Raw genomic sequence first — 19,166 nt, 5'->3', positions numbered from 1 at the left:
CAGATTCCGCCACGCGTGTTCCGCGCTGTTGCGCGTAGTGATTCTCGTTCAGCGCCAGCCCTAGCGGAAACGCCGCGTGGTCTCGCGCACGATCAGTTCCAGCGGCGGGATCGCCGCCTGCACGGCTTCGCCATTGATCAGTCCCAGCAGCGCTTGCGTGGCGATGCGGCCGATGTCGTACAGGGGTTGGTGGATGGTGGTCAGCGGCGGCGTCGTGTAGGACGAGCCGGGCAAGTCATCGAAGCCCACCAGCGAGATATCGTCGGGCACGCGGATGCCCTTGCGGTACAGGCACAGGCGCACGCCATAGGCGGACAGGTCGTTGGCGGCGAAGACGGCGCTGAACTGCTGATGCGTATCAAACAAATGGTTCATGGCCAGCATCCCGCTTGCTTCATGGAAATCACCTTCCACCATCAGCTTCGGATCGATGGCGATGTCCGCTTCGCGCAGCGCCCGCTGGTAGCCCGTCAGGCGTTCGGCCGCATCCGTGTTGTTGGCGGGACCGGAAACAAAGGCGATGCGCCGGTGCCCCAGTTCCACCAGGTGGCGCACGGCCAGGTAAGCGCCGTATTCGTTGTCGAGCTTGAAGCCGATGGCGCTTTTCGTCGCCAGCAGGCGGCCCGTCGAGACGATGGGCCGCTGCTGCGAAAAGTCGAGCACGCTTTCGTCCGAGATGCGCCCCGACAGCAGGATGATGCCGTCGACTTTCCTCGCCAGCAACAGGCGGATGCGGTCCGCCTCTTCCTGCGCATTCCAGTGGCCGCTGACGATGACGGAGGCGTAGCCCGTATCCTTCAAGCCATCGTCCACGCCGCGCAGGCTTTCGTCGAAGAAGGGGCTGGAAATATCCTGCACCACGATGCCGATGGTCATCGAGCGGCCCTTTTTCAGGCCCTGCGCCATCTGGTTGGGCGCGAACTTCATTTGCGTGATCGCCGCCAGCACGGCGTCGCGCTTGTCGTCCGACACCTTGGCCGTGCCATTCAGGATGCGTGAAACGGTGCTGGGCGACACGCCGGCCTGGCGGGCGACGTCAAGCAGGGTGGAGGGAGGGGGGGCGTGGGCGCTATCGGTCAAGGTGATTTCCGTGTATCAAGATGGCAAGTTTCCAGTGCTCTGAAAACCTTTTCAGTGAAAGATTACCATAAATGGGGTCCGGCGCCGCAGGTGGGCGCAGGTTGGCACAGGTTGTCGTAGGTCGGCTTAGCCCGCAGGGCGTAAGCCGACACAGCACAACCTACGATGCCTGGGAATGCTGCGTGCGCCGCCAACACCGTGTCGGCTTACGCGCTGGCGCGCGAAGCCGACCTACATTCTGCGTCTGAAACGCTTTCACGAAAAACAACAGCTTGCGTAGGTCGGCTTAGCCCGCAGGGCGTAAGCCGACACAGCACAGCCTACGATGCCTGGGAATGCTGCGTGCGCCGCCAACCGCGTGTCGGCTTGCGCGCTGGCGCGCTAAGCCGACCTACGTTCTACGTCTGAAAACGTTTTCACGAAAAACAACAGCGCGTCAACTGGCCGATTTGCGGGGATTTTCATAGGAGAGCACGCGCCGTGGCGTGCGTCTTGTCGTGACTGCATCCATAAAAATGACAACATTTCTGATTGACTTCATTTTCGATGCGGTGTTAAATGAACACATGTTGTGAAAACGTTTTCAAGATAGAAGACGCTAATAATCGGAGATGAATCAATGAAGTCAAGCACCCCTGGCGCAGCCTTGCCTGCCGCGTCCCTGCTGTCCGCGCTAAGCCTGGCCGCTGTGGCCACCTGCCTTGCCAGCGGCATGGCCAGCGCCGCCACCCCTGCCGCCGTGGCCCCTGCCGTTGCGCCTGCCGTGGCCCTGCCCGTGCTGGCCCCCGCCACCATCACGGTGGCCTCGTTTCCCGACCTGGACCGTGCCGTGAAAACGGCCCTGCCGCTGTGGGAAAAGCTGTATCCGCAGGTGAAGGTCAAGCTGGTCAGCCTGCAGATCGACGACCACCATAATTCGATGACGACGGCGCTGGCGGCCGGCGCGCGCCTGCCTGACGTGATGGCCATCGACTTCCGCTATGTCGGCAGCTTCGCCGAATCGAAGGGCATGGACGACTTGCTGCAGGCGCCGTACGGGGCAGGGCAGTACCGCGCCCAGTTCGTGCCCTTCACCTTCGTGCAGGCCACCAGCTCGCGCGGCACCCTGGGCGCCATGCCGGCCGACCTGGGGCCGGGCACCCTGTTCTACCGCAAGGACCTGATGGACAAGGCGGGCATCAAGGAGGCCGACCTGACGCAATCGTGGGAGTCGTATATCGCCGCCGGCAAGAAGCTCAAGGCCGCCACCGGCACCTATCTGCTGGCCGGCGCCAGCGACCTGGCCGACATTGTTATCCGCGCCAATCTGAAAGACGGCGAAGGCATTTATTTTGGCGACAAGGGGCAGGTGCTGGTCGACTCGCCCCGCTTCGTGAAAGCGTTTGAGCTGGCCAAGGCGGCCAGGGTCGCTGGCATCGATGCGCGCACCGTGGCCTGGACGGGCGAATGGGCCGAAGGCTTCAAACGCGACAAGGTGGCCAGCCAGATGATGGGTTCATGGCTCAGCGGCCACCTGGCCAAGTGGCTGGCGCCGGCGTCTGCCGGCCAGTGGCGCGCGGCGAATTTGCCGGCCGGCGCGCTGGCGTCCTACGGCGGCTCCTTTTACGGCATCCCGAAGAAAGCCGCCAACAAGGCGCAGGCGTGGGAATTCATCAAGTTCATGACCGTCAACAAGGATATCCAGCTGCATTCCTTGAAAGAGATCGGCGCCTTCCCGGCCCTCAAGGCCGCGTATGCCGACCCCATGATGGACGAGCCGCAAGCGTATTTCGGCGGCCAGAAGACGCGCGCGCTGGCACGCGACACGGCGGCGAAAATCCCCGTCATCCGCGTTGACAAGTTCGACGCCGTGGCGCGCGATATCGTCAACATGGAACTGGAAAGCGTGCTGGCGCAAAACAAGGATGTCAAGACGGCGCTGGCCGACGCCAAGGCCCTGATCACCCACCGCGCGCGGCGCTAGGAGCAGCATGACTACCTCCATGCCTTGTACCGAGGGCGCGTCCGCCGCCGCTGCAATGCGGCCGGCCAGGAAGCGCTTCAACATGAAGAAGTGGGCGCCGTATATATTCATCAGTCCCTTCTTCATCCTGTTCGCCGTCTTCAGTCTGTTTCCGCTGCTGTTTTCCATCTATCTGTCGTTCAACCAGTGGGAAGCGGCCAGCGGCGTGGAAGCCATGCAGTGGGTGGGACTGGACAACTACAAGTACGCGCTGAGCGACCCGTGGTTCCTGCGTTCGCTGGGCAATACCGTGTGGCTGGCGCTGGCCTCGGGCGTGCCGCAGCACCTGGTGGCCATTCCGCTGGCAGCGTTCATCCACAACAGCTTCAAGCGCTCGCGCAACCTGGTGATCGGCATTTACTTTTTGCCGTTCATCACCTCCAGCGTGGCCATCGCCATGGTCTTCAATACCCTGTTCTCGCGCGACTACGGGCAGATCAATGTGCTGATCGAGTGGTGCGCCAGCCTGCCGCTCGTCGGCGGCCTGTTTCCGGCGGAATCGATCGACTGGCTGGGCAGCTCGCTGTTCATCAAGCCGGCCGTCGCCTTCGTGATTTTCTGGCGCTATCTTGGCTGGAACCTGGTGCTGTACCTGTCCGCGCTGCAGGTGATACCGAAGGATTTGTACGAGGCGGCCACCATCGACGGCGCGTCGACGCGCCAGCAGTTCTGGTACATCACCCTGCCGCAGCTGCGCCCGATGATCTACCTGGCCGTGACCCTCACCATCATGGGCAACCTGCAGCTGTTCGAGGAGCCGTTCGTGCTGGTGGCCGAATCGAGCGGCGTGAGCCAGTCCGTGATGACGACGGCCATCTTCGTCTACAAGACGGCGTTTTCCTCGGGCGACTTCGGCACGGCGTCGGCCATTTCCTGGCTGCTGTTCCTCATCATCGCCAGCACCACCTGGGTGAACAACCGCATCTTCAGCCGCAACGAACGCACAGAACGCAAGGAGGCCAAATGAACACGACCCGCTGGACGGCCTACGCCATGGTGGCCATCGGCGCCCTGATCATGGTCGCGCCGTTCTACTTCATGTTCGTCTTCGCCACGCACACGAGCGCCGAGATCTACAGCATGCCGCCGCCGCGCTGGTTCGGCACGGCCCTGCTGAACAACCTGGCACTGCTGCAGGAGCGCCTGCCGTTCTGGCGCAATATCGGCATCAGCCTGTACGTGGCCCTGATGACGACGGCGCTGACCCTGTTCTTTTGCTCGCTGGGCGGCTATGCCTTCGCCATGTACGAGTTCCGCTTCAAGCGGCCCTTGTTTACCCTGGTGATGGCGTCGATGATCATCCCGTCCTTCATGAACATGATTCCGACGTTCATGCTGATGGATTTTCTCGGATGGCTGGACCAGCCACGCGCCCTGTACGTGCCGGGAGCGGCTGGCGCGCTGGGCATCTTCCTGATGCGCCAGTACATCGGCACGGCCATTCCGAAGGACCTGATCGAGGCGGCGCGCATCGACGGCTGCGGCGAATTCGCCATCTACTGGCGAGTCGTGCTGCCGCTGATCGGTCCCGCCATGGGTACCCTGGGCCTGATCACCTTCATCAACTCGTGGAACAATTTCATTACGCCACTGGTGGTCATGCGCTCGGTCGAGAACTACACGATCCCTCTGGCGCTGCGCAGCATGCAGGCGCCGAACAACACGGAGTGGGGCGCGCTGATGACGGGCGCCGCCATCGCCGTGCTGCCGCTCCTGCTGATGTTTTTTGTCGCCTCCAAGCGCTTAATTGAAGGCTTGACCCAGGGCGCCGTCAAAGGCTGATGCACGCATTTATTTCAACCCCTCACACTGATACCACCACCATGCATAACGACGATACCGACAACAACTTTCCCGCCACCTTCACCTGGGGCGTGGCCACCAGCGCCTACCAGATCGAGGGCGCCGCGGCCATCGATGGCCGCGGCCCATCCATCTGGGATACCTTCAGCCACACGGAAGGCAAGATCATCGATGGCAGCAATGGCGACGTGGCCTGCGACCACTACCACCGCTATGCCGAGGACGTGGAACTGATCGCCAGCCTGGGCGTCAATGCCTACCGCTTTTCCATGTCCTGGTCGCGCGTGCAGCCCACCGGTTCCGGCGCCTGGAACGAGGCGGGCTTCGATTTCTATGCGCGCCTGCTCGACGCCCTGGCCGCCAGGGGCCTCGACGCGCACCTGACCCTGTACCACTGGGATTTGCCGCAAGCCTTGCAGGACGAGGGCGGCTGGCTCAACCGCGCCACCTGCTATCACTTCGCCGCCTACGCTGCCGAGGTGGCACGCCGCTTCGGCCAGCGTGTCGCCAGCATCGCCACGCACAATGAACCGTGGTGCACGGCCGTGCTGGGCCACGGCACGGGCCAGTTCGCGCCCGGCATGGCCGACCCTGCCGCCGCCGTGCAGGTGTCGCACCACCTGCTGCTGTCGCACGGCCTGGCCATGCAAGCCATGCGCACGGTGAACGCACCGGCGAAGCTGGGCATCGTGCTCAATCAGTGGACGGCCACCCCGGCCACCGACAGCGCCCAGGACAAGGCGCTGGCCGAACTCGAATATGCGCGCTCGGTGCAGTGGTATATGGACGCCATCTTCAAGGGCCGCTACCCGGCGCTGGCCCTGAAACACATCGACGCTTCCGCTTTATGCATATTTGAAAACGATTTCATGGATATCAGGCAGCCCATCGATTTCCTCGGCGTGAACTACTACACGCGCGCTTTCATGAGCGCCGAGACGCCGCCGCGCAAGCCCGAATGCAAGCTCGGCGTCAACGACATGGGCTGGGAAACCTATCCGCAGGGCTTGACGGAACTGCTGGTGGGCCTGCACCGCGAATACCGGCTGCCGCCCGTCTACATCACGGAAAACGGCATGGCCGTGGCCGACAAGCCCGTCGACGGCAGGATCCACGACGCGCCGCGCATCGAGTACGTGCAGCTGCACCTGGACGCCTTGCGCGCCGTGATCGCCCAGGGCATCGACGTGCGCGGCTATTTCTACTGGAGCCTGATGGACAACTTCGAGTGGAACTCCGGCTACGCCAAGCGCTTCGGCATGCTGTACGTCGACTACGCCACGCAGCAGCGCAGCTTCAAGGACAGCGCGCTGTGGTACCGCGATTTCATTGCCGCGCAGCGGGCCGCGCATGCGGATGCGCCGGTGTTGGCAGGGGAGCACTGACATGGCCGCCATCTCCCTGCGCGGCATCCGCAAGACTTACGGCGACGGCCCGGAAATCGTCAAGGGCCTGGACCTCGATATTCATGATGGCGAGTTCATGGTCTTTGTCGGACCGTCAGGCTGCGGCAAGTCGACCCTGCTGCGCATGATCGCGGGCCTGGAAGACATCAGCGCGGGCCAGCTGCGCATCGGCGACCTGCTGGCCAACGACGTGGCGCCGGCCGAGCGGGGCATCGCCATGGTCTTCCAGAGCTATGCGCTGTACCCGCACATGACGGCGCGCGAGAACATGGGTTTTGCCCTCAAATTGGCCGGCAAGGGGGAAGCCGAGGTGCGCGCCGCCGTGGGCAAGGTGGCCGAGATCTTGCAGATCACGCACCTGCTCGAACGCAAGCCCAAGGCCCTGTCGGGCGGCGAGCGCCAGCGCGTGGCGATCGGCCGCTCCATCGTGCGCCAGCCCAAGGTGTTTTTGTTCGATGAACCCTTGTCCAACCTCGACGCCTCGCTGCGCGTGCAGACGCGCATCGAGCTGGCCAAGCTGCACCAGGAACTGGGCACGACGATGATCTACGTCACGCACGACCAGGTCGAGGCCATGACGCTCGGTGACAGGGTCGCCGTCTTCCACGGCGGCCACCTGGAGCAGGTTGGCGCGCCCCTGGACCTGTACCGCCATCCTGCCAGCCAGTTCGTGGCCGGCTTCATCGGCGCCCTGCGCATGAATTTTTTGCCGTGCGCCGCCGTGCCGGCGCTGGCCAGCCAGCTCGGTGGCGAGGCGGGCATGCTGGTTGGCATCCGTCCCGAACACCTGCGCCTGGTGCCGCGCGGGGAGGGGTACGCCGCCACCGTCAGCCTGATCGAGCAGCTGGGCGACGCGCAGATCATCCATGCCACGCTCGATGGCAGCGCGCATGCGGTGGCCATCAAGCTGCATGGCGAAGCGCGCCATGCGCTGGCGCAGGGCAGCAGCATCGGCTTCGCGCCGGAAGAAGGCCATGCCTTTTTGTTCGACACGGGCGGGCGCGCCGTGGCCACCCATTGACCCGCACGGAGGCCCCATGAACCGAGCTTGACACCCAAAAAATGTGCAGCAGTAGCCATAGAGCTATGTGATCATCATTCAACCAGTGGTAGAGGAGACAATAACAATGAAGCCGTTCAAGAGAAACACCATTGCATTCAGCCTGGCGCATGCGACGTTCGCCCAATTCATCCTGCTGGGCAGCGGCGCCGCCCTGGCGCAAGATGCCGACAAGGCCACGGCGGCCGCCAATACGGCGCAGCCGGCGGCCGAGCAAATGGACCGCATCGTCGTCACGGCCACGCGCCGCAATACTTTCGTGCAGGAGACGCCGCTGGCCGTCACCGCCTTCAACCAGGACACGCTGCAAAACAACCAGGTCAAGGACCTGGCCTCGCTGGCCACCATGGTGCCCAGCCTGGTCGTCGAACAGCATGGCGACTCGGGCGGCGTGCACGTCTACATGCGCGGCGTCGGTTCGGCCAACCACACGGAGCTGGGCGACCCGGCCGTCGCCTTTTATGTCGACGGCGTGTATTCGCCGCGTCCGCAGGGCGCCACGGCGCTGATGTACGACCTGTCCCACGTCGAGGTGGCGCGCGGACCGCAGGGTACCTTAAATGGTCGCAATTCGACGGCCGGCGCCGTCAACCTGGTGTCGGCCGCGCCGAACACGTCGAAGTTCATGGGTTCGGCCGGCATCACGGTGGGCGACTACCGCCACCTGCAGACGCAGGGCATGCTCAACATCCCGTTCTCCGACGATGTGGCGCTGCGCATCGCCGCCATCAAGGATAGCCACGACGGCACGGTGGACTTCCGCCGCGGCTCGAACGTCATGCCCGGCACGGCCAAGTATGGCGCCGGCGACCAGATGGGCGTGCGCGCCTCGCTGCTGTGGAAATTCACGCCGCAGCTGCGCGGCACCTTCATCGCCGACTACTTCCTCGACCAGGGCGCCGGCAATGTCTTCCTGGCGGCCGAACCGGCACCGGGAACGAAGCTGCGCTCGGCCCTGATCGATACGCCAGGCACCCTGGACCAGTCTATTTTGACCTACAAGGGCAAGCTCAATTACAAGCCGACGGATGCGCTTGACTTCACTTACCTGGGCAGCTGGAGCCGCTACAAGCGCCAGAACAGCAACGACGCGGACGCCGGCCTGTTCCCCGGCTTCAAGTCGGAAAACCGCACGGACTGGGCGCAGTTCGACAGCTATTCGCACGAGCTGCAGGCGCGCTCGGACGACGATGCGCCATTCCAGTGGGTGGCCGGCCTGTTCCTCTTCAATGAAAAGAACAAGGTGCGCTTCGATATCGACCGCAGCCAGATTTCGCAGGCGGCCGTGCAGCAGGATATCGCCAACGGCGCCGTGATCTTCGTGCAGCCGACCGTGGGCCAGTATGCGTCGTCGATGTCCTTCATCCAGGGCGACCGCCAGCTGAAATCGAAAGCCGTGTTCGGCCAGGTCAGCCAGCAAGTCACCGATCAGATCAAGCTGACGGCCGGCGCGCGCTATACGAAAGACCATAAATTCGATATCGGCGGCCAGAACTGGGCATGCCCGAACTGGCCCGCCAACACGCCGCTGGGCACCACCGTGCTCACGCCAGAGCAGATGGCGCAGCTGGTCACGCCGGGCACGGGCCTGGCCAATACGCACAATATCGGACCGGGCGGCGCCATCACGGCCGCCACCTGCGGCAACACGCCGGGCGACAACACGGCGGACCTGAAATATGGCCAGGCCACCTGGCTGGGCCGCATCGAGTACAAGCTGCGCCCGGACATTTTGCTATTTGGCTCCGTGACGACGGGTTTCCACTCGCCCGCCATGGGTGACGGCGGCGCCACCACCAAGCCGGAAAAGCTGACCAGCTATGAAATCGGTTTCAAATCCGACTTGCTGAACCGCGAACTGACCCTGAACCTCGACGCCTTCCTGATGAAGTACAAGGACAAGCTCGAATCGCAGGTGGTCAACAGCGTGCTGGCCAACTTCAACGCGGCCGGCGCCACCGTCAAGGGACTGGAAGCGGAATGGGTCTGGCGTCCGACCAAATCGGACCGGCTGACCGGCAACGCCACCTGGTTGAAAGCCGTGTACGACGATTTCATGTCGTGCGACGTGGATGCGGCGCGCGCGAATGGCCAGGCTTGCGGCTCGACGGCGCCGCTGGTGAACGTGGGCGGCAGCACCATGAAGCATGCGCCGAAGTTTTCCACGACCGTGCAGTACGAGCATGACTTCGCGGTCGGCGGCGGGCAGCTGACGCCGCGCGCCTCCGTGCACTACGAAACCATGTCGTACGTCGGCGCGGGCGCGTTCAACGGCGACGTACCGGGCCATGCCGGCGTCAAGCGCCAGGAAGCCTACACTACCCTGGACTTGAGCCTGCGCTTCCAGCCGGCGAACAAGGCGTACACGGTGGAGGCGTTCGTGCAGAACGCCACCGACAAGGCCGTGAAGCTCGACGTGCTGGAACTGTGCACGGACGTGGGCATGCCATGCCAGCCGACGCAGCAGATCTACGGCGCCTTCTACAACGCGCCGCGCACCTTTGGCGCGCGCGTGTCGATGAAGTTCTGATGGCGTAGGGGGAAAGAGCAGTCGCAGTTGCAGTCCACTCAGTAGGGCAGGTGTTGGGCCGGGGAGCTTTCCCCGGCCTTTTTTATTCCGCTTGTTCCAGCGCTTATTCCAGCGCTTATTCCAGGCTCGCCTGCACGCTGGCGATGCCGACTTGCGCGCTGCCTTTGGCCAGGCGCACGTTGACGTTCTGGCGCGCCTGCAGCTGCGCCGGCGAGCGCACGATGGCCCCTTTCTCGTCGCGCAGGATCGCGTAGCCGCGCTCCAGGGTGCGCTGGGGATTCAACAGTTCCAGCTGCGCCGCCAGGCCGTCGAGGCGGTGGCGCCGCTGCGTCAGCAGCTGCGCCATGGCCGCGCCGCCGCGGCGCTGGGCTTCGGCCAGGCGCGCGCGCGGCACCGTGGCGTCGGGCCGCAAGGCCGCCCAGCGCGAACGCAGGCGTTCCAGCGCATGCTGCGACTGGATCACGGGCGCGCGCGCCGCATGCGTCATGGCCGTCGACAGGGCCAGCAGCTGCAGGCGCTGCTGCTGCAACTGGGCTGTCGGGTTGAGCAGGCGGCGGTTGTGGCGGTCCAGCGTTTGCGCCGCGTCGTCGAGGCGGCGGCGCATGGCGCGGCGCAGGTCCGTGGCGTCCGCGCGCAGGGAGGCCAGCCAGTCGGCGCGCGGCGTGGCCGCCAGTTCGGCCGCCGCCGTCGGCGTGGCTGCGCGCAAGTCGGCCGCGAAGTCGGCGATGGTGAAATCCGTCTCGTGGCCCACGCCGCTGATCACCGGCATCGAACAGTCGGCGATCGCATGCGCGACGGCTTCATCGTTGAATGACCACAGGTCCTCGATGCTGCCGCCGCCACGGCACACCAGCAGCACGTCGCACTCGGCCCTTGCTGATGCCGTGCGGATGGCGTGGGCGATCTTCTCCGGCGCCTGCTGGCCCTGCACGGGTGTCGGATACAGGATGATGGCCACGTGCGGCGCGCGGCGCTGCAAGGCGGTCAGCACGTCGCGCAGGGCGGCCGCCTGCGGGCTGGTGACGATGCCGATGCTGCGCGCGAACATGGGGATGGCGCGCTTGCGCTCCTGGTCGAACAGGCCCTGCGCGGCCAGCTTTTCCTTCAGGCGCTGGAACGCTTCATACAGGGCGCCCACGCCGGCGCGGCGGATGGCTTCCACATTGATCTGGTAATCGCCGCGCGCGCCGTACAGCGTGACGAGGGCGCGCACTTCCACCTTGTCGCCTTCGCGCGGCGTGAAGCCCGCATACTGGGCGCGGCCGCGGAACATCACGGCGCGCACCTGGGCGCCATCGTCCTTCAAGGTGAAATACCAGTGACCGGAAGCGGCGCGCGTGAAGTTGGAAATCTCGCCGGCGATCCAGGTCAGGGGGAACGAGCGTTCGAGCAGGCGCGCGACGGCCTGGTTCAGGGCGCTGACGGTCAGCACGGGCGGGGCGGCAAAGCCGCTGTCAGTTGGAGTATCGGTCATCATCTGGTGCTATGGGGGAGGGAACTGTCCACATATTATCGGCGAGGTCATGCTTATGTCATATATCGTGCAAAACAACAAGTTCTATTTCTAAGTATTTGATTTCATGATGAATTTCTCTGTGCCTGATTTGCATGCACGAGGAAAAAGTCCTTTAATATCAAGCACATCAGTGACGGCGCCGCCACTTACGCACAAAGTTATCCACAGAAAGTGTGCGGAACTTTTTGTCCTGCACAAGGCCGCTGGATTTCCCCGCCGTGGTGGCCAAAAAATGCCCTGCTACATTTTTACGCATGGAAATAAACCCAATTGAAATCAAGGGCTTAGTATCGCATGGCTGGCCTTGCGCACAATCTTATCCACAAAAAATGTGCAGAACTCCGCTCTGCCCGCGCATTTATCTACCGCCAGGTCCATTGAGCGGCTTGCCTTGTTTTTGCGCAGTGAAAAAAGTACTATATAAATCAATGGCATAGCGTAGGATCTGGCGCCTTGCTCACAATCTTATCCACAGAATGTGTGTAAAACCGCATAAATCGTTTCGCCAATTTCCCGGGTTTTTCACCGACGCGCGATGCCATGCGGCTGCCTCATTTTTCAGCATCAAAAAAAAGGCCTTTAAAATCAAGGGTCTTGCACGGAGTCAATCCGCTTGCTCACAATCTTATCCACACTTTATGTGCGGAACTGCCGGCATGCGGGAAAAGCGCCGCTTACGCGGCCAATCCGGCCTGAAAAATACCGTTTTGTCGCGTCTGCCACATTTTTGTGCGGAGCGATAAAAACGATATAAATCAATGTACTTAGCGCTTACCTTTGCGCTTGCGCACAATCTTGTCCACAGATTGTGTGCAGAACTTTGCGCACCCGTTTGGCCATGCTGCGCGGCACACTGCCACTTTTTTGCTCAGCGAACTATTGTCCTTATAAATCAAGGACTTGACTGTTTTTTGCCACCTTGCGCACAATCTTGTCCACAGTAAATGTGCAGAACTTTTATTTTGTTGATTTTCTATCATTGACTACCTGCGATTAGCTGCTATGCCTGTATTTTGCGCAGTCCCGTATTCTTCATGTAAATCAATGACTTGCATGTTGGACTTCATGCTTGCTCACAATCTTATCCACATAAAATGTGCAAAACCCGCCGCTTGCCAGCCACTGCCGCTGCACCATGTGGACAAGCGCGCGGCGCATTGGCCACGCAGGCGCCACTTGCCGCCGGCGTGGCAACGCGCTACATTGCGCCATTCCGCCGCCGATGCGCAATCGCTTGCCGGCGCTCGGTACAATACGGCTTGTCCGGGCGGACCACCGCCTTCCCTTTACCAGGAGTTTCTTTTGCTCGCTATTTTCCAGGCCGCTGGCTGGCCCATCTGGCTGTTACTGATCGCTTCCATCGTGGCCCTGGCCCTGATCATCGAGCGCCTGCTGTATTTGCGCCGCGCCAAGATCCTGCCGCGCAAACTGTTCGATGAGGTGGTGCAGGTGTATCGCAACGGCAAGATCACGCCGGACACGGTGGCCAAGCTGGAAGACAATTCGCCGCTGGGCGTAGTGCTGGCCGCCGCGCTGCGCAATGTCGACGCGCCGCGCGAGGTGATGAAGGAATCGATCGAAGAGGCGGGCAGCGGCGTAGCCCACGTGCTGGAGCGCTACCTGACCACCCTGGGCACCATCGCCACCCTGGCTCCATTGATGGGCCTGTTTGGCACGGTGGTGGGCATGATCGAGATCTTCGGTTCGCAAAACGCCAGCGGCTCCAATCCCGCCCAATTGGCGCATGGCATTTCCGTGGCCCTGTACAACACGGGCTTCGGCCTGGCCATCGCCATGCCGACCCTGGTTTTCTACCGCCACTTCCGCGCCCTCGTCGACAGCTTCGTCATTGACATGGAGCAGCAAGCGGTCAAGTTCGTCGACATCGTCCACAGTGGCCGCAAATGAATTTCCGCAAAGGCAAGGGTCGTGAAGACCCCGAAATCAACCTGATCCCGTTCATTGACGTGCTGCTGGTGATCCTGATCTTCCTGATGGTCAGCACCACTTACAGCAAGTTTACGGAACTGCAGATCACCTTGCCGACGGCCGACGCCGAGCAGGCCAAGGACAAGCCGCAGCAGATCGACGTCACCATCGACGCCAAGGGCAATTACACGGTGAACCGCGAGCCGGTGTCGTTCCGCGACGTGGCCGGCCTGGCCGATGCACTGCAGGCGGCGGCGAAAGCGGCCAACGGCGGCAAGGCGCCCGCGCAGACGCCGGTAGTGGTGGTCAACGCCGACCAGTTCGCCATGCACCAGATGGTCATCCACGTCATGGAAGCGGCCCGCGTGGCCGGCTATGAAAAGCTGACGTTCGCGGCGCAGGCGGGCGGCAGCAAGTAGCGTTCGCAGCACGGGGTCAGACCCGCCGGGTCTGACCCCAGCCTTCCTTTGCGCTCCCCTTTCATGAATACCCCATGCCCACATCCTCCCCCGCCAAGCTTGAAACCACTCTTACCCGCGCCTGGCTGTCGCGCGGGCCGCTGGCGTGCGCGCTGTGGCCCGTTTCCCTGCTGTTCGGCGGCTTGAGCGCCGTGCGGCGCGGCCTGTACCGCGCCAATCTGCTGAAATCTCAGCGCCTGCCCGTGCCCGTCGTCGTCGTCGGCAACATCTTTATTGGCGGCACCGGCAAGACGCCGCTGACGATCTGGCTGGTGCAAGCCTTGCGCGACGCCGGCATGCGCCCGGGCGTGATTTCGCGCGGCCACGGCAGCGCCGACCGCGCGCCGCGCGCCGTCAGCGCCAGCTCCACGCCGCAGCAGGTGGGCGACGAGCCGCTGCTGATCTTCCAGCGCGGCGGCTGCCCCGTGATGGTGGGGCGCGACCGCGCGCAAGCGGGCAGGGCGCTGCTGGCCGCGCATCCCGACGTCGACGTGCTGGTGACGGACGACGGCTTGCAGCATTACGCCCTGCGGCGCGACGTGGAAATCGTGCTGTTCGACGGCCGCGGTGCCGGCAACGGCTGGCTGCTGCCGGCGGGGCCGCTGCGCGAATCGCCGCGCCGCCGCCGCGACGTGACGGTGATCAATGCGCCCGAACTGGCGCCGGCGCTGGTGGCGCAGGTGGCGCCGGCAGGTTCGCTTGTCGTGCAGATGACGCTCGATGGCGGCGTGGCCGAACGGATGGTGGCGCGCGGCGAACGCCTGCCGTTGGCAACCCTGGCGGCCAGCGGCCAGCGCATCGTGGCGGCGGCCGGCATCGGCAATCCGCAGCGTTTCTTTGCCATGCTGCGCGGCGCGGGATTGGATTTCACGGAACTGCCCTTGCCCGACCATCACGACTTCCTCGACCAGCCATTTGCCGCGCTCGACACGGATGTGATCTTGATCACCGAGAAGGATGCAGTAAAATGTGCGCAAATTGAACATCTCAAAGATGACCCGAGACTGTGGGTCGTCCCGGTCAGTGCGCGCATCGATAGCGCGCTGGCCCAACAAATTGTGGAGAAATGTCGTGGACGCTCGACTGCTTGATATCCTGGTCTGCCCTGTTTGCAAGGGCCCGCTTGAACACGATAAGAAGGCGCAGGAACTGATTTGCCGCGCCGACCGCCTGGCCTACCCGATCCGCGATGGCATCCCCATCATGTGGGCGGACGAGGCGCGCACCCTGCAAGACGCAGTGGAATAACGATGGCGTTTATCGTCATCATCCCGGCCCGCCTGGCGTCGACGCGCCTGCCCAACAAGCCGCTGGCTGACCTGGGCGGCAAGCCCATGGTGGTGCGCGTGGCCGAGCAGGCTGTCCTGTCGGGCGCCGCGCGCGTCATCGTCGCCACCGACCACGAAGATATCCGCGCCGCCTGCGCCGCGCATGGCGTGGAGGTGTGCATGACGCGCGCCGACCACCCGTCGGGCACGGACCGCATCGCCGAAGTGGCGCGCACCCTGGATTTGCCGCCGGACGCCGTCGTCGTCAACCTGCAGGGCGACGAACCGCTGATCGACCCGGCCTTGCTGGCCGCCTGCGCCGCGCAGATCAGCAGCACCGTGCCCATGGCCACGTGCGCCCACCCGCTGCACGCGGTGGCTGACGCTTTCAATCCGAACGTCGTCAAGGTCGTGCTGGACAAGAACAGCCGCGCCCTGTACTTCTCGCGCGCCACCATCCCGTGGCACCGCGACGGCTTCGCGCAGTCGAAAGACAGCCTGCCGGCAGATTATGTGCCGCTGCGGCATATCGGCCTGTATGCGTACAGCAATGCCTTCCTGCAAACGTATCCTGGCCTTTCCGCGTCGCCGCTGGAAGCCATCGAGGCGCTGGAGCAGTTGCGCGTGCTGTGGCATGGCTATGCCATCGCCGTGCATGTCACGGACTCGGCCCCGGCCGCCGGCGTGGACACGCCGGAAGATCTGGCAAGAGTGCAGGCGCACTACCGTCACGCCACCTGAGAAAACGTCCATGGCTGCGTTGTCCCGCCTTGCCGTACATTTAGTACTGCCTGTGGCGTGGCACCGTGTCCTGAACGTTGAAAAACGTCCATGGCTGCGTTGTCCCGCCTTGCCGTACATTCGTACTGCCTGCGGCGGGGCGCCTTGCCCTGAACGTTTTTCAGGCGCCGTGCGTGCGCAAGAAAACTTTATGCGGGGCCTGCCACAAAAAACCACATTTTGAAACGTCCGCTTCGCTAATTGCTGGCTTTGATCAATCAGGGCATGGCAAATCGACAGCAAACTGGCGTTTCGGGGATTTTTTGTGGTAAGTTTCGTAGGGAAAGATAGCCATAGCAACATCATCTAAAAAAAATTACACATACCACCATCCAAAATCTGTTTTTTAGGAACTTTTCAATGCGTCTGATACTTTTAGGAGCACCCGGTGCCGGCAAGGGCACCCAAGCTAACTTCATCAAAGAAAAATACAATATTCCGCAAATCTCCACGGGCGACATGCTGCGCGCGGCGATCAAGGAAGGCACGGAACTGGGCCTGGCAGCGAAAAAAGTCATGGATGCGGGCGGCCTCGTGTCGGACGACATCATGATCGGCCTGGTCAAGAATCGCCTGCAGGAAGCCGATTGCGCCAATGGCTACCTGTTTGACGGTTTCCCGCGCACCATCGCGCAAGCGGACGCCATGAAAGACGCCGGCATCAATGTCGACTACGTGCTGGAAATCGACGTGCCCGATGAGTCGATCATCGAGCGCATGGATGGCCGCCGCAGCCACCCGGGTTCGGGCCGCGTCTACCACGTCAAATTCAATCCGCCCAAGGTCGAAGGCGTCGATGACATCACCGGCGAGCCGCTGATCCAGCGCGACGACGACAAGGCCGAAACGGTGAAAAAACGCCTGGACGTGTACCACAACCAGACCAAGGTCTTGCTCGGCTACTACAATGACTGGGCCAAGTCCGGCCTGCCAGGCGCGCCGAAATACCGCCGCATCGCCGGCGTCGGTCCGGTCGAGCAAATCCGCGACAGCGCATTTGCCGCCCTGGCGGAATAAGCAGTATTGAAAAGCGGACCTGAGTGTCCGCTTTTTTTGTGCCCGCGTTTGAGCCGGGTGCCGTAGCGTTTTCGTGGTTCAGTTTTTTTGCAGGTCGTGTTTTCCTGGCTGCGCGTGCCTACCCGGTGCGGTCTGCAGCTGTTGGCAATGACGTCGGATAAAAACAGAAGGGGACGATATGGCAGCCAGTCTGTGGTTTGCGGTAGCCTGCGGCGTGGTCGCCGTGGTGTATGGTTTGGTGTCGCGTAGCTGGATCCTGCGCCAGGATCCCGGCAACGCGCGCATGCAGGAAATCGCCCTGGCCATCCAGCAGGGCGCGGCCGCCTACCTGGCGCGCCAGTACCGCACCATCGCCATCGTCGGCGTGGTGCTCTTGATCGCCATCTACGTGCTGCTTGGCCTGCACACGGCGCTGGGCTTCCTGATCGGCGCCGTGCTGTCCGGCGCCTGCGGCTTCATCGGCATGAATGTCTCCGTGCGCGCCAATGTGCGCACGGCGCAGGCGGCCACGCACGGCATCAACCAGGCGCTGAACGTGGCCTTTAAGGGCGGGGCGATCACCGGCATGCTGGTGGTCGGACTGGGCCTGCTGGGCGTGACCCTGTTCTACTGGCTGCTGGTGACGACGGGCGCGCCCGGCCTGACGCAGCATGATTTGATCAAGCCGCTCATCGGCCTGGCCTTCGGCGCCTCGCTCATTTCCATCTTCGCGCGGCTCGGCGGCGGCATCTTCACCAAGGGCGCCGACGTGGGCGCGGACCTGGTCGGCAAGGTCGAGGCGGGCATTCCCGAAGACGACCCGCGCAACCCGGCCGTCATCGCCGACAACGTGGGCGACAACGTGGGCGACTGCGCCGGCATGGCGGCCGACCTGTTTGAAACCTATGTGGTGACCCTGATCGCCACCATGCTGCTGGGCGCCTTGCTGATGGCTGAAGCGAGCAGCGTGGCCATCATCTACCCGCTGCTGCTGGGCGCCGTCTCCATTCTCGCCTCCATCGTCGGCTGCTCGATGGTGAAGACCAAGCCGGGCGCGAAAATCATGTCGGCCCTGTACACGGGCCTGTGGTGGGCCGCCGGCCTGTCGCTGGTCGGCTTCGCCGTGGTGACGTGGCTGCTGTGGCCCGACGACGCCATGCGCTACAAGATGCTGGGCGCCACCGTCGTCGGCATCGTCCTCACGGGCCTGATGGTCTACATCACGGAATACTACACGGGCACGGATTTCAAGCCCGTGCGCCACATCGCCGAAGCATCGACGACGGGCCACGGCACCAACATCATCGCCGGCCTGGGCGTGTCGATGAAGTCCACGGCCTACCCGGTGCTGGCCGTCTGCGTCGCCATTCTCGTCTCGTATCAATTGGCGGGCCTGTACGGCATCGCCATCGCGGCCACTGCCATGCTGTCGATGGCCGGCATCATCGTCGCGCTCGACGCGTATGGCCCCATCACGGACAACGCGGGCGGCATCGCCGAGATGTCGGGCCTGCCCGACTCCGTGCGCGCCATCACGGATCCGCTGGACGCCGTCGGCAATACCACCAAGGCCGTCACCAAGGGCTATGCCATCGGCTCGGCGGGCCTGGCCGCGCTGGTGCTGTTCGCCGACTACACGCACGCGCTTGAATCCGTGGGCCAGCACATCACGTTCGACCTGTCGAACCCGATGGTCATTGTCGGCCTGTTCATCGGCGGCCTGATTCCCTACCTGTTCGGCGCCATGGCGATGGAAGCCGTGGGCCGCGCGGCCGGCGCCGTGGTGGTCGAGGTGCGGCGCCAGTTCCGCGACATCAAGGGCATCATGGAAGGCACGGCGCGGCCCGAATACGACAAGGCCGTCGACATGCTGACGGCGTCGGCGATCCGCGAAATGATCGTGCCTTCGCTGCTGCCGGTGGTGGTGCCCATCGTTGTCGGCATGCTGCTGGGGCCTGCGGCCCTGGGCGGCCTGTTGATGGGGACCATCGTGACGGGCCTGTTCGTGGCCATTTCCATGACCACGGGCGGCGGCGCCTGGGACAATGCCAAGAAATACATCGAGGACGGGCATTTCGGTGGCAAGGGTTCCGAGGCGCACAAGGCGGCCGTCACGGGCGACACGGTGGGCGACCCGTACAAGGACACGGCCGGCCCGGCCGTCAATCCCTTGATCAAGATCATCAATATCGTCGCCCTGCTGCTGGTGCCGCTGCTGCCGGCCACGGGCTGGCTGGCCGTGGCCGCCCCGGCGCCCATCCACGCGCCGCTGCCGCCCATCCTGGCGCCGGCCGCGCCGCCGCAGGTCTTGCCGGCCCAGTAAGGCAGCGCACCGGCC

Annotated in this window: 15 protein-coding genes; 13 read left to right on the top strand and 2 right to left on the bottom strand. The window is 63.5% G+C overall.

Annotation, left to right across the window (positions count from 1 at the left end):
* Positions 1-60: 60 nt before the first annotated feature.
* A complete protein-coding gene (locus ACQ4WR_RS07170) occupies positions 61-1,080 on the bottom strand; it encodes a LacI family DNA-binding transcriptional regulator (protein ID WP_436486281.1) in 1,020 nt (339 codons plus the stop codon).
* Positions 1,081-1,699: 619 nt separating this feature from the next.
* On the opposite strand from ACQ4WR_RS07170, the gene ACQ4WR_RS07165 reads away from it, so the two are divergent.
* The 6 genes from ACQ4WR_RS07165 to ACQ4WR_RS07140 all read left to right on the top strand — a co-directional run bounded on the left by ACQ4WR_RS07165 (position 1,700) and on the right by ACQ4WR_RS07140 (position 9,881).
* Positions 1,700-3,043 (top strand): extracellular solute-binding protein, encoded by a 1,344-nt coding sequence (locus tag ACQ4WR_RS07165; RefSeq protein ID WP_436486279.1) that lies wholly within the window; start codon positions 1,700-1,702, stop codon positions 3,041-3,043.
* A 7-nt stretch (positions 3,044-3,050) separates the two neighbouring features.
* On the top strand, positions 3,051-4,049 hold the full coding sequence (locus tag ACQ4WR_RS07160; RefSeq protein ID WP_258002938.1) for a carbohydrate ABC transporter permease: 999 nt from the start codon (positions 3,051-3,053) through the stop codon (positions 4,047-4,049).
* Entirely contained in the window at positions 4,046-4,864 is an 819-nt protein-coding gene (locus tag ACQ4WR_RS07155) for a carbohydrate ABC transporter permease (protein WP_102294302.1), read from the top strand. Before ACQ4WR_RS07160 ends, ACQ4WR_RS07155 begins: the two co-directional genes overlap by 4 nt.
* A 41-nt stretch (positions 4,865-4,905) precedes the next feature.
* Positions 4,906-6,270: a GH1 family beta-glucosidase gene (locus tag ACQ4WR_RS07150; RefSeq protein WP_436486277.1), complete on the top strand. Its 1,365-nt coding sequence runs from the start codon at positions 4,906-4,908 to the stop codon at positions 6,268-6,270.
* Between the two features lies 1 nt (position 6,271).
* Positions 6,272-7,312 carry an ABC transporter ATP-binding protein gene (locus ACQ4WR_RS07145; protein ID WP_102294304.1) on the top strand — a complete coding sequence of 347 codons (1,041 nt, stop codon included), beginning with the start codon at positions 6,272-6,274 and terminating at the stop codon, positions 7,310-7,312.
* 106 nt (positions 7,313-7,418) lie between these two features.
* Positions 7,419-9,881, top strand: a complete 2,463-nt coding sequence (locus tag ACQ4WR_RS07140) for a TonB-dependent receptor (RefSeq protein WP_436486275.1) — start codon at positions 7,419-7,421, stop codon at positions 9,879-9,881.
* A gap of 115 nt (positions 9,882-9,996) precedes the next feature.
* Here ACQ4WR_RS07140 and xseA read toward each other — a convergent pair whose 3' ends face one another.
* Positions 9,997-11,358, bottom strand: coding sequence for an exodeoxyribonuclease VII large subunit (xseA, locus tag ACQ4WR_RS07135; RefSeq protein WP_436486274.1), 1,362 nt, complete (start codon positions 11,356-11,358; stop codon positions 9,997-9,999).
* A 1,341-nt stretch (positions 11,359-12,699) separates the two neighbouring features.
* Here xseA and ACQ4WR_RS07130 point away from each other — a divergent pair.
* From ACQ4WR_RS07130 to ACQ4WR_RS07100, 7 genes are all read left to right on the top strand, one after another.
* Positions 12,700-13,305, top strand: coding sequence for a MotA/TolQ/ExbB proton channel family protein (locus ACQ4WR_RS07130; protein WP_092798442.1), 606 nt, complete (start codon positions 12,700-12,702; stop codon positions 13,303-13,305).
* Positions 13,302-13,745, top strand: coding sequence for an ExbD/TolR family protein (locus ACQ4WR_RS07125; protein ID WP_102298973.1), 444 nt, complete (start codon positions 13,302-13,304; stop codon positions 13,743-13,745). Before ACQ4WR_RS07130 ends, ACQ4WR_RS07125 begins: the two co-directional genes overlap by 4 nt.
* Before the next feature lie 74 nt (positions 13,746-13,819).
* Positions 13,820-14,875, top strand: a complete 1,056-nt coding sequence (gene lpxK / locus ACQ4WR_RS07120; RefSeq protein ID WP_436486272.1) for a tetraacyldisaccharide 4'-kinase — start codon at positions 13,820-13,822, stop codon at positions 14,873-14,875.
* Positions 14,856-15,032, top strand: coding sequence for a Trm112 family protein (locus tag ACQ4WR_RS07115; RefSeq protein ID WP_010395789.1), 177 nt, complete (start codon positions 14,856-14,858; stop codon positions 15,030-15,032). The genes lpxK and ACQ4WR_RS07115 overlap by 20 nt, the downstream gene beginning before the upstream one ends.
* A 2-nt stretch (positions 15,033-15,034) precedes the next feature.
* Positions 15,035-15,793, top strand: coding sequence for a 3-deoxy-manno-octulosonate cytidylyltransferase (gene kdsB / locus ACQ4WR_RS07110; RefSeq protein WP_436486270.1), 759 nt, complete (start codon positions 15,035-15,037; stop codon positions 15,791-15,793).
* Positions 15,794-16,192: 399 nt separating this feature from the next.
* On the top strand, positions 16,193-16,849 hold the full coding sequence (adk, locus tag ACQ4WR_RS07105) for an adenylate kinase (protein WP_102298947.1): 657 nt from the start codon (positions 16,193-16,195) through the stop codon (positions 16,847-16,849).
* Between the two features lie 178 nt (positions 16,850-17,027).
* Entirely contained in the window at positions 17,028-19,151 is a 2,124-nt protein-coding gene (locus ACQ4WR_RS07100; protein ID WP_436486268.1) for a sodium-translocating pyrophosphatase, read from the top strand.
* The last annotated feature ends 15 nt before the right edge of the window (positions 19,152-19,166 follow it).

It is taken from the genome of Janthinobacterium amylolyticum (genome assembly GCF_051380655.1).
GTDB lineage: Bacteria > Pseudomonadota > Gammaproteobacteria > Burkholderiales > Burkholderiaceae_D > Janthinobacterium.
This window is presented reverse-complemented; position numbering and strand designations above follow the sequence as displayed.

Coding starts and splice junctions, on each gene's coding strand:
- ACQ4WR_RS07100 (WP_436486268.1), top strand. CDS start 17,028: ATGGCAGCCAGTCTGTGGTTTGCGGTAGCCTGCGGCGTGGTCGCCGTG.
- ACQ4WR_RS07150 (WP_436486277.1), top strand. CDS start 4,906: ATGCATAACGACGATACCGACAACAACTTTCCCGCCACCTTCACCTGG.
- ACQ4WR_RS07165 (WP_436486279.1), top strand. CDS start 1,700: ATGAAGTCAAGCACCCCTGGCGCAGCCTTGCCTGCCGCGTCCCTGCTG.
- ACQ4WR_RS07145 (WP_102294304.1), top strand. CDS start 6,272: ATGGCCGCCATCTCCCTGCGCGGCATCCGCAAGACTTACGGCGACGGC.
- lpxK (WP_436486272.1), top strand. CDS start 13,820: ATGCCCACATCCTCCCCCGCCAAGCTTGAAACCACTCTTACCCGCGCC.
- ACQ4WR_RS07155 (WP_102294302.1), top strand. CDS start 4,046: ATGAACACGACCCGCTGGACGGCCTACGCCATGGTGGCCATCGGCGCC.
- xseA (WP_436486274.1), bottom strand. CDS start 11,358: ATGATGACCGATACTCCAACTGACAGCGGCTTTGCCGCCCCGCCCGTG.
- kdsB (WP_436486270.1), top strand. CDS start 15,035: ATGGCGTTTATCGTCATCATCCCGGCCCGCCTGGCGTCGACGCGCCTG.
- ACQ4WR_RS07140 (WP_436486275.1), top strand. CDS start 7,419: ATGAAGCCGTTCAAGAGAAACACCATTGCATTCAGCCTGGCGCATGCG.
- ACQ4WR_RS07160 (WP_258002938.1), top strand. CDS start 3,051: ATGACTACCTCCATGCCTTGTACCGAGGGCGCGTCCGCCGCCGCTGCA.
- ACQ4WR_RS07125 (WP_102298973.1), top strand. CDS start 13,302: ATGAATTTCCGCAAAGGCAAGGGTCGTGAAGACCCCGAAATCAACCTG.
- adk (WP_102298947.1), top strand. CDS start 16,193: ATGCGTCTGATACTTTTAGGAGCACCCGGTGCCGGCAAGGGCACCCAA.